8 protein-coding genes are annotated in these 10,107 nt (G+C 49.7%); 1 reads left to right on the top strand and 7 read right to left on the bottom strand.

What is annotated here, in order from left to right; translation table 11 throughout:
* Nucleotides 1–559: 559 nt before the first annotated feature.
* The 5 genes from AR333_RS15450 to AR333_RS15430 form a co-directional block, all read right to left on the bottom strand.
* The gene (locus AR333_RS15450; protein ID WP_068776270.1) at nt 560–2,968 is read right to left on the bottom strand and encodes an FtsX-like permease family protein; all 2,409 of its coding nucleotides are present in this window, start codon (nt 2,966–2,968) and stop codon (nt 560–562) included.
* A gap of 6 nt (nt 2,969–2,974) precedes the next feature.
* Nucleotides 2,975–3,745, bottom strand: coding sequence for an ABC transporter ATP-binding protein (locus AR333_RS15445; RefSeq protein WP_068776269.1), 771 nt, complete (start codon nt 3,743–3,745; stop codon nt 2,975–2,977).
* 215 nt (nt 3,746–3,960) lie between these two features.
* The gene (locus AR333_RS15440; protein ID WP_068776268.1) at nt 3,961–4,707 is read right to left on the bottom strand and encodes a DUF4097 family beta strand repeat-containing protein; all 747 of its coding nucleotides are present in this window, start codon (nt 4,705–4,707) and stop codon (nt 3,961–3,963) included.
* Entirely contained in the window at nt 4,697–5,254 is a 558-nt protein-coding gene (locus AR333_RS15435) for a DUF1700 domain-containing protein (RefSeq protein ID WP_068776267.1), read from the bottom strand. The genes AR333_RS15440 and AR333_RS15435 overlap by 11 nt, the downstream gene beginning before the upstream one ends.
* Nucleotides 5,247–5,570 (bottom strand): PadR family transcriptional regulator, encoded by a 324-nt coding sequence (locus AR333_RS15430; protein ID WP_068776266.1) that lies wholly within the window; start codon nt 5,568–5,570, stop codon nt 5,247–5,249. The genes AR333_RS15435 and AR333_RS15430 overlap by 8 nt, the downstream gene beginning before the upstream one ends.
* A 284-nt stretch (nt 5,571–5,854) precedes the next feature.
* Here AR333_RS15430 and AR333_RS15425 point away from each other — a divergent pair, with 284 nt between their 5' ends.
* On the top strand, nt 5,855–6,904 hold the full coding sequence (locus AR333_RS15425) for a hypothetical protein (protein WP_068776265.1): 1,050 nt from the start codon (nt 5,855–5,857) through the stop codon (nt 6,902–6,904).
* A 72-nt stretch (nt 6,905–6,976) separates the two neighbouring features.
* On the opposite strand, the gene AR333_RS15420 is transcribed toward AR333_RS15425, so the two are convergent.
* Together AR333_RS15420 and pulA are read right to left on the bottom strand one after the other, a co-directional pair.
* Nucleotides 6,977–7,768, bottom strand: coding sequence for an NAD(P)-dependent oxidoreductase (locus AR333_RS15420; RefSeq protein ID WP_068776264.1), 792 nt, complete (start codon nt 7,766–7,768; stop codon nt 6,977–6,979).
* Nucleotides 7,769–7,996: 228 nt separating this feature from the next.
* On the bottom strand, nt 7,997–9,976 hold the full coding sequence (pulA, locus tag AR333_RS15415; RefSeq protein WP_068776263.1) for a type I pullulanase: 1,980 nt from the start codon (nt 9,974–9,976) through the stop codon (nt 7,997–7,999).
* Between the last annotated feature and the right edge of the window lie 131 nt (nt 9,977–10,107).

Below are 10,107 nucleotides of genomic sequence, written 5' to 3'. Positions count from 1 at the left end.
CTATTATGAAGTGATTTGCGTCGTCCTTTGTTGACGGAGGTATCTTCTTATCCACGATTCTACGGCATGCCTGTTTCTCACAACACGGTTAGACTCTGGGAACTTATACCTATAAAACTTAGCAAAAATTCCATCATATGGTACTTTAGAGCAATAATCAGGTGATTCGAATTAACCATATCCATGACCTCTATTCTGTTGTAAAATAGCGCATAAAGCCATAAAACGTTGAATTACAAAGGATTTTGCTCTTTTGGAGGTGGCAGCGGTCTATAAAATAGATTTGTGTAGGGCCAGAAGAGTTCTAGCTGGAGTCTAATAGAGTCTGGATGGCCGAGCTCTGAAGATGTCTGGGGAGAAGAATGGATGAATCGCAAAAGTTTATTGCCTTTATTTTCTTCCACTCGTAAAAAAATGTCAATAATTCGTAAGATATAGTTCTTGTAAATTAACAATTTTTAACCATTCTAAACTTTTTTAAGTAAAATTACAATCTTTACACGAAATTAAAAAAAGCAAACGGCAGCGAATGCTGCTCGTTTGCTTTTAGAATCTTATTCTATTCAACGGTTAGAATTCGCGGAGACGTGGCTCTGACTACTTTGGAAGCTCCCCACGAGCCGAAGCCTACTGCTAAGAAGCTTAACAGTACAGCAGTCCCGATCCCCCCCCAATTCAGAATGAGCGGCATTTTAACAATCCCGTAATCCGACAAAATATAATTCAGCAGAACGGGCAGTCCGTATAGGCCGAGCGGTATGCCTGCCAAAGCTCCGACGGCGGATAGGGCCAGTGTACCAGACGTAACTGCGGACCGTATCCCTCTGGATGTCATCCCGATTGACTTGTAAATTCCGTATGTTTTTTGTTCCTTACGGATGTTGATGCGGCATATGCTATAGACGATAACTAAAGTCACTATGACGAACAGCAGACCCATAATCGTCATGGGAAGTACAAGTACAGCTACGGCTTGAGAGAATACCTGCTTCACAAGCGATTCGTGAGTGGCTGCCCATACGGCACTGCCGAATTTGCCCTCCACTTCATGAACGAAGCTGTCGGGAGAAGTACCCGGCTGGAGATTAATGAAGTACGCGTCCATAGCATCGAAGTCAGGCTGGATGCTGCGCACCGCCTCTACCGGCACCCGGGCCGAATAAGACATGTTCGCAATTGCCTGATAGATTCCCGTAAGGGTCAACGTTGTTTTCTCGCCCTGAATATAGACGTCCAGCGAATCGCCGATAGATTTATTAAGCGTCCGGGCCACATTGACTCCGACGGCGATTTCATTCGGCCCGGCGGGATTGCGCCCTTCCAGATTAACGACTCCGATATCGTCATATTTGCCCTCTACGACGGACATGATTACACTTAGCGAATCTTCGCCCGGCTTTGAATTACCTGCAGAGCCCACTGGCAGCACACCGTTAATCTCCCCCAGACGGCTGTGGTTCTTAATTCTGGGATCAGCTAAGACTTTCTGCTCAAACTCTTTGTTCGATACCTGCATGTTATTGTCGATTCTGAGCGAGACATCCGAGGAGTCGTATCCCCAAGAAGCAATGGTCGTGTTCATGGACACAATACTGAAAATAAAGACAAATCCGAAGATAAGCACAGCAGTCGTCGAAGCCGAGATCAGCGCCATCAGCAGCGAGCCACGGATATTCTTCATTACTCCTCTGAGTCCGATCGAGACCGGAATCGGAAGTCGGTCGAATCCGAACAGCCTGCCGCCGGAAGTCTTCATCCGCCGTGTCATCTTAGCGGAGTCCTTCTCCGACATACCGAAACGGATGGCCTGAACCGGCTGGATCGAGCGGGCTTTATTCGAGAAGAAGTACGCCGCCGCAATTACGGTAGCTACGATCAGCAGTCCGACGATAACCGCCGAAGCCCCGAACTCTATCCCGATTCCTGAATCCGGTGTCCTCAGATAAGACAGGGACATCTCCACAACGGTCCGCGAGAAGAAATAACTGAGCACGATGCCGGGCACGACTGCGACAACAGCCAATAGCGCGTACTGGATGACATAAATCCCGACGGTTCTTCCCGAAGTGAAACCCATCGATTTCAACACGCCGATGGTCTTGTAATTCGATAAGATCGCGTCGGAGATGGTGAATCCAACCGTGTAGAGGGCTACAATAATCATAAACACGGCCAGGAAAATCATGATGAAGCCGATCATTTTATTCGTAATCATATAAAAAGAAGACAAACTTTCAAATCTCGACACCGATTCCAGATAAGGTGTGCCCAGTTTCTTCTCGAAAGCCGCCCAATAAGAAGCGCTCTGGCTGTAATTATCGAATCTAAGACCCATCATATGCCGGTCTTTCCCCTCCATGACGGACAGATACTGTGTATAATCCTGAGTGTTCATCCAGATTCTCGATGTAGAGGTGAACGGTGAACTGTAAGGAATATCCACTACCACGGCGGACACCCGGAGCTGCAGGGTCTCTGCATCTTTCTGAAAAGAAAGCGTATCTCCGACATTGATTTTGTTCGCATAAGCGAGTGAAGTCGGAATCCAAATCGTTCCGGCTTGAGGTACCGGCGACTGGCTGCCCTGCACAAAGACAAGCTGATCGACAGCCATTGGTCCCGCCGGTGTATCCATCATAAACAAATCCGTATTGGGATAAGCCTTGTCTCCGTGAGAATAGCCTGCTATATAGCGGTATCGCATCATTTCGGATGCAGTCACGCCTGACTGCTTCTCCCACCATTCGTGAACAACCGCCGGATCATGAAGTCCTTCCTCTAACCTCAGAAGTTCATGCGAGCCGTTGACCCGGTTATGAAAATCGGAGTAAATACTCCCCGTATTGTTCATGACCACAATAGCTGTCGAGAACAGCAATGAAGCAAGCATGATGATCAGACCGATAAACACCGTCTGGACTTTTTTCCTCTTCAAATTGGATAAACAAAGCAGCCAAATGGGATACATCGTCCCTCACTCCTTTCCCGAGACAAAGGCATAAATCATTTTCTCGCGGGCGTCTATGTTCTCTTCCCGGAATTTATCCAGTTCGAGAATACCCGCAATCCGGCCGTCTTTTACGACAATGAGCCGGTCGGCTCTGCAAGCCGCCTTCAGATCATGCGTCACCATCACAACGGACTGGCCCTGCTGATTCATCCCGGTCAGAATATCGAGAATCGCCGTGCCCTGCTCCTGGCTCAGTGCACCGGTGGGTTCATCGGCAAAAATAATTTCCGGGGAATTAATGAGTGCGCGGGCTATGGCCGCTCTCTGCTGCTGTCCGCCGGATACTTGAGCAGGCAGCCTGTTCTTCTGGCCGTCTATGCCCATTTTGTTCATCAGCGACAGAGCTTTGCCCTTCACTTCACTCTTGCTGAAGCCCGCCACATACCCCGGAAAAGCGATGTTCTCGAAAAGCGTCAAATCCGGTACGAGATTGATCGACTGGTATACATAACCGATTTGTTTAGCGCGAAAATGAGCCAAGTCCGTCTCGGAATAATCATCAATCCGCTTGCCCTTAAAATAAATCTCTCCAGATGTTACACTGTCGAGCCCGCTCAGCATGTACAGCAGGGTGGACTTTCCTGACCCGGAGCTCCCCATGATAACGGTAAAGTCACCTTCATACAGCTCCAGATTAATATCTTTAGCGGCATGGAAGAGTTCGGTCCCGGTCGCATACGTTTTTCTTAAACCGGAGCAATTCAAAATAACATTTTTATTAATAACTTGAAGCATTATTCATTACCTCCTTAAATGGATACACTTAGACGCACGAAGCCCATTTCCGGCATTTCTTACAACAAGAAGGTAGCTAATTACGGATCGGTTAAACTTTCTATTTGCAGAATTCGGATGGTTCAGAGGTTTAAACAGTTGAGGTAGATTTGGATTTGGAAGGCGCTGATGGCCGTATTGTGAGCTGGGAAATACTCTAGGAGGTATGAAAACTTCTATTCGTTCAGCAAACTTACATTGCCGCTATCGGATCGCAGCTCTACTAAAGGACCGGCGCTTCCGGCCGCTTCCGGCAGTGTCACTCTCTTTACCCCGCTATCGGTCTGCAGATTCGTACTCAGGGACGCAGGTGCCGTACTCGTCTGGACGGTAATATGACCGGTATCTGTAACAACGGTGATCGGACCGGCGATCTCCTTCAACCGGAGAGTCACATTACCGGTGTCCGATTTGACATCGAACTTGCCGCTTGGAACGTCTGCATCAATGCTGCCCGTATCGCTGCTGAAGGCAAATTGAGCGGATCGGATGTTGTGAACCCGGATCGGATCCGTATCGGTTTTGACTTCCAGCAGCTCTACACCCGTTTTTGCAGGGATCGCTACCGAAAGCTTAATTTTGCTGTAAAGGTCGAACACTCTCAGTCCGCCCTTTTCTTTGAATTCGACCGTCAGCACACCGTTATTCTTGACAGCCGTCAGCTCATAATCCTTTTCCCATTTACGTGTAGCCTTGCCGTTCATCTGAACCTGGATTTCATTCCCGTCCGCGGGTATAACCTCGATCTCCCCTATATGGGACTCGACCTTCACTTCCCGTAATCCATCGGTGCTTACGCTCTGCCTCTGATTCAATTCAACGAGATTAAAAGGGGACTGGCCCATAAAGAACAGAATGACGTTACCGATTATGGCAATGCCGATCAATGATCCCGCGAGAATGAATAGCTTTCTAACCGACATTCTTGTATCTCCTTTCCACCATTTGAAGATTGTAGTTCAAATAGCGTACCGTTTGTCTGAAGTACCATTTCGTAAGTTGAAACAGACCGAGAATCAGGATGATTCCGAGCCCGATATAGCCAAGCATCAGGAATAAATCGCTGAGCAGGGATACCGTAAGTCCGTGCTGGATGAGCATAATGACCGGCGAGCCGAGCAAAGCCAGTGCCAGCAGATAGCAGCAGCCGAGCAGGAAGAGGCTCCCTAGGAACGGCACCAGCACCAGCACCAGATTGATGGTGCCCAGAGCTGCCGTAGCAAGCGCCGCCTTGGTGACCGTGGCCAGCGTTGGCGATATTCCCGCCTTGCGGACCTGCAGCTGGGCGAGCACTTCTCTGGCGATTAATTTCGGCTGGCCGAGACCTCGAGCCGTTTCTTCCTCCGAGCGGCCCCTGTAGGCTGCATGTTCAAAATGGGCTTCATAATCGCCCAAAATTTCATCTTGTTCGAGTTTGGGCAGAGACTTCAAATAACGGGCCAATTCGCGCAAGTAGGTTTCTTTATTCACCGGATTGTCCCTCCTCAATCATTTCCTCCACGCCTTTGGCAAATAGCCGCCACTCCGCAATCTGCTCACTCATGACTGCGTGTCCTTGCTCTGTGAGCTTGTAATATTTGCGAGGCGGCCCTTCCGTGGATTCTTTGAGATAAGAAGAGAATAAACCGTCAAGCGTCAGTCTGCGCAATAGCGGATAGATGGTCCCTTCCGCGATTTCGAACCTGCGGGAGATTTGCTCGACCAGTTCGTATCCATAACGGTCCTGTCGCGCCGTCAATACGAGCACACACAACTCCAGGACCCCTTTTTTGAATTGTACATTCATGGTTATTCACCATCACTTTGCTTGGTACTAATTATTGCAAGGTACCGTGTAAAGTTATGGTAGCATAATCTGGAAAACTTTACAAGGTACGGAATATGCCCTTTTTCGGCTTCAATAAAGGACTACCATGATCCGATGCGGCAGCCGTTTTGAATAGTGACGGAATAGGAGCTGCCAGTTTACATTAAGGAAATTGGGATTTCTTCAATTAGGCAACATTTTCCACATAAATCCGTCTACATCTTTAGATTCCCTTCCCTAATCCGCTTCAAGGAGTGATTGCATTGAAAAAGTTTGTATCCGGCATGATCGCCGGAATCGGTATATCCGCCTGCACGATTGTTTTCGCATCCCCAAGCCTGCAAGCGTATTTATTCCCGAGTAAAGTAACGGTTCATATGGACGGCGCACACTCACAACTGGATCTTATCAATAATCCCGTCATTAATTACAATAACAAGGCATACATCCCTCTGAGAGCTTTCTCAGACGCCGTGAACGCCGAAGTGACCTATTCCCCTCCTTCCTCCGCATCCGATGGAAAAAGCGCCATTGACCTGTACGTATCCTCCGAATCGCCGGGAGTCACCCTGGAAGATACGGATGGTTATGTTTCGGTCAGTCGTCTGAGCGTCATTAAGGATACGGACAGCATAACCGGAATTCTGCGGGTGAATAAAGAGCTGTCCGGCCGGATCATTGAGATTCATGCTGTGGGCAAGGACAACACCATCACCGGTTCTACCGTGATCCTGCCGCCCAGCAAAGACTCAGCCCCAGCCGCTAACGGGGAAGCGATTACATTTACTGCGCCGTTCTATGCCAGAGGCTTAGCAGACTCCTATGAAGTCGTTGTTCGGGATACGTGGGGGGTTATGTATACAGAAGGATTCCATGACGGCTTCCTGACAGATGTGGCGGGGCTTGTTTTTGGACGCCCGGCTGTTAATGAAGGGGTTCGCGGAATCGCTCCTGTCCTGGAATTCAAGAATGGAAGCAAAGACGACATTGTTATTGATCCTCTCCAGGTGGAGTACGAGGTTGTCCGCATAGATTCCGGTAAAGAAGAAGTTATTTACAGCAGACGGCTCCCTCTTCTTCAAGGACTCCTGCCTGCCGAATCCATTTACAGCGCTAAGCTTCCCGTATGGGATTTCAAAGATAAAGAAGGCAAGACGGTGAAACCCGGCAAATATGCAGTCCAAATTAAAGCTCCTTCTTCCTTGAATTTTTCTTATAAAAGCAGCGGCGAGACCCAGACTATTGAGAAATTAAGCCGTTACACGAGATGGGAGTACGACTTAACAGCCCGGCAAATTAACGACGGCTTCTAGGGACATAAAAGCCTGGAAGAAAACACGGAGCGAAGTGTTTTCTTCCAGGCTTTTTTTGGCAAGGAATAGAATTCAAGAAGGCCGCTTATCTGCGTAGCTTCCCCCTTGATAAGAAGTCTCGTCCTGCTTGATCTTCTTATTGCGCCGCCGGGCCTCTTCCAGAAGCTCGGAAGCGTCATCCTGGGGTTCATAGCCGATCAACTGTTTCAAATAGCCGATATCGTAATAATTTCCCGAGTTATTAGACGTGCCGTACAAACACAGAAATTTGATCGAAGAATCTGCCTCAATACAGCGTAAGGCCAACTGCACCATATCCCGGGAGGATATCCAAATATGAGCGGACCGCTCGGAATGAGGCCGGTCGTCTCCCGGAAAATTCCCGATCCTCATATTAATGGACGAAATATTATGCTTATCGGCATAAAGCCTGCCAAGCAGCTCAATATAACACTTGCTCAAGCCGTAGAAACTATCCGGCCGGTAGGGATCGGTTACCTCCACATCCTCGCCAACCCTGTAATACCCGGTCGCATGATTGGAGCTGGCAAAAATAACTCTTTTGACACCATTCTTACGGGCAGCTTCGTATACGTGATAAGCCCCGGTCACATTGACCGGCAGTACTTTGCCCAGAAAATCCTCACTATCCTCGGCCCAAGCAATATGCAGCACCGTATGCACACCCTTGGTCAATTCCTCCAGCATAGCAGGATCGGTGACATCCAGTGGAACAATCCCCTTCTTCTCATCCGCCTCAATATCCGCTCCCAACACTTCGTACTTCCTTATTCCGCGCAGTCCTTCTATGATGGCCTGCCCGATGATGCCGGAAGCACCCGTAATCAAAATTTTCCGCTTCACAGTAATCTCTCCTCTATCCCAAATATATAGACTCTCATCTCCTGACAGGAAACATAATAACCGGCGATTTTCAGATCCATCTGTATAAATTTACCCTTCTAACTAAATCTGTAATCTCTATCTCTTCTTCTATAGTTTGGAAAACTGCAGACGGGGTTACAATTTCTCTGTGTGTCGGCATGAAAAAACCCGGATGCCACCAGCACCGGGTTCACTTTAAACAATTAGTCAGCTTACAGCTAATACAATCATTCCGATTCCGCCCGCTTCCAGAATGGCAGCTTCGAGCCTTCGGACGTGCTCCACGCCAAATACAATCTTCCATTCGCCAAGCTCCGGCAGGTAGAGAGTCGTATCTCCCTCTGCCGCGTGATACAGCACGTACAGGTGCGCTGCTGCATCGCCACCCGCATGATCCCGCAGAGTGTAGGCAATGCAGTGCTCGGCTGCATGCTCGAAGTACAGACGGCTGCGAATCTCCTCCGCGCTTCTCATCCGGAATGCAGGATGTCCGGCCCGCAGCGCAATCAGCGCTTTCAGATAGGCCACATCATCCCGCCGCTCGAAACACCGGTCCCAGTCCATCATGTTAATCTCATCCGGCGAATTGTAGCTGTTCTCGACTCCGTTCTTCGTCCGCATGAACTCCTGCCCGGCATGAAGAAACGGAATGCCCTGGCTCGTCAGTACGATCGCGGACGCGAGCCGGTGCATCTGTCTGCGCACCTCTTCCGGCCGTTCTCCGGCCGACAGGCTAATTCCATCCCACAGTGTCCGGTTATCATGACACTCCGCATAATTCACACATTGCCCGGGTTCCTGGGCAAAGAGCTTCATGCCTTCGTGATAAGGAATGCCTCCCACAATACCCAGCTTTACCCCGAACGCGGCTTGTGTATCGCCGCCGATAAAGCCCCGGCTCCACTGCGCGTCAAAAATATTCCCTTTGACCGCATCTCTGAGCACGTCATTAAACTGGCCGATCCGGGGCAGCCGGTCAGCCTGCTGCTGATTGGCTCGATCCGGCCAAGGTAGCTCGGTCTCCATGATCCAGCCTTCCCCGATCAGAATCATAGAAGGATCTATCTCATCCAGCCTCATACGAATTTCCGTCATCGTACCGACATCGAGAAGTCCCATCAGATCGAAGCGGAACCCGTCCATCCGGTATTCCTTCGCCCAGTAGAGCACGGAATCCAGAATGAATTTCCGCACCATCCGTCTTTCCGAGGCCATTTCGTTCCCGCAGAAAGACCCATCGGAGAGGGTGCCGTCACTTTTATAGCGGAAATAGTAGCCTGGAACAAGCTTGGTCAGATTAGCCCGGTAAGCATCATACATATGGTTATAAACCACATCCATAATAACCCGGAGTCCCCGGCTGTGGAGCGCAGCGATGAGTTCTTTCAATTCCCGGACACGGGCGGCCGGATCGTAGGGGTCCGTCGCATAGGAGCCTTCCGGCACATTATAATTCTTGGGATCATATCCCCAGTTATACTGGCCGTCCTCCAGGCGGGTCTCATCTACGCTTTCCGTGCTGAAATCGTATACCGGCATAAGCTGCACATGCGTGACGCCAAGATCCGCCAGATGATCGAGGCCCGTCTTAATCCCTCCGGGTCCGCGGGTACCCGATTCGCTTAATCCGAGAAATTTCCCTTTATGGGCAGCACCGCTTGCCGGATGAACCGTGAAGTCACGAACGTTCACTTCGTAAATAACGGCATCGACGGCGGAGACCGGTTCCGGCCCCGCGTCCTGCAGCCCGTCATCTGTCTTCAGCCAAGCGGAAGGAGTCGTCCGGGACAGGTCGGTCAAATATCCCCGATCCCCGTTGACGCCAACCGCTCTCGCATAAGGATCAACCGCTTCATTCCACTGATCGCCGATCCGGACCCGATACGTATAATATCGGCCTTCCAGATCCTCCCGGACGGTCAATGCCCAAGTTCCTTTTACAGAACGCTCCATGGCCAGAACCTGCTGCGGTTCCCCCTGCCAGCTCTCATAGAGCACCAGAAAGGCCTCGAACGCCGTCGGCGCCCATAGCTTGAAGTCGGTCCCATCCGCTGCATACCGCGCACCCAAATCATCCCCGTCGTAATAAAAAGCATCGTCAAACTGCTCTGAAAACACTGAAATCCCCGCGGATGCAGCCGGATCTCCATAGTCAATGGCATAGTCCGGTTCCTTCTGAACAGCCATAGGTTCACACCCTTTCATAGAATTTTACAGCTGTATGGGTTTATAACCGGTTTTTCATAAAAACGATTACATGTTCATGGTTAAAAAACTACGTGCAAATTTCCATCTTTTACGCAAAAAAAGGCGTACTA

Origin of the sequence: Paenibacillus sp. FJAT-26967, from assembly GCF_001541095.1 — a bacterium.
Lineage (GTDB): Bacteria > Bacillota > Bacilli > Paenibacillales > NBRC-103111 > Paenibacillus_F.
Note: the sequence above shows the minus strand (reverse complement) of the source record. Positions and strands in the feature narration are given on the sequence as shown.

Bases quoted from the DNA above. Each gene is read 5' to 3' on its own strand.
- AR333_RS15450 (WP_068776270.1), bottom strand. From the start codon at position 2,968: ATGTATCCCATTTGGCTGCTTTGTTTATCCAATTTGAAGAGGAAAAAA.
- AR333_RS15445 (WP_068776269.1), bottom strand. From the start codon at position 3,745: ATGCTTCAAGTTATTAATAAAAATGTTATTTTGAATTGCTCCGGTTTA.
- AR333_RS15440 (WP_068776268.1), bottom strand. From the start codon at position 4,707: ATGTCGGTTAGAAAGCTATTCATTCTCGCGGGATCATTGATCGGCATT.
- AR333_RS15430 (WP_068776266.1), bottom strand. From the start codon at position 5,570: ATGAATGTACAATTCAAAAAAGGGGTCCTGGAGTTGTGTGTGCTCGTA.
- pulA (WP_068776263.1), bottom strand. From the start codon at position 9,976: ATGGCTGTTCAGAAGGAACCGGACTATGCCATTGACTATGGAGATCCG.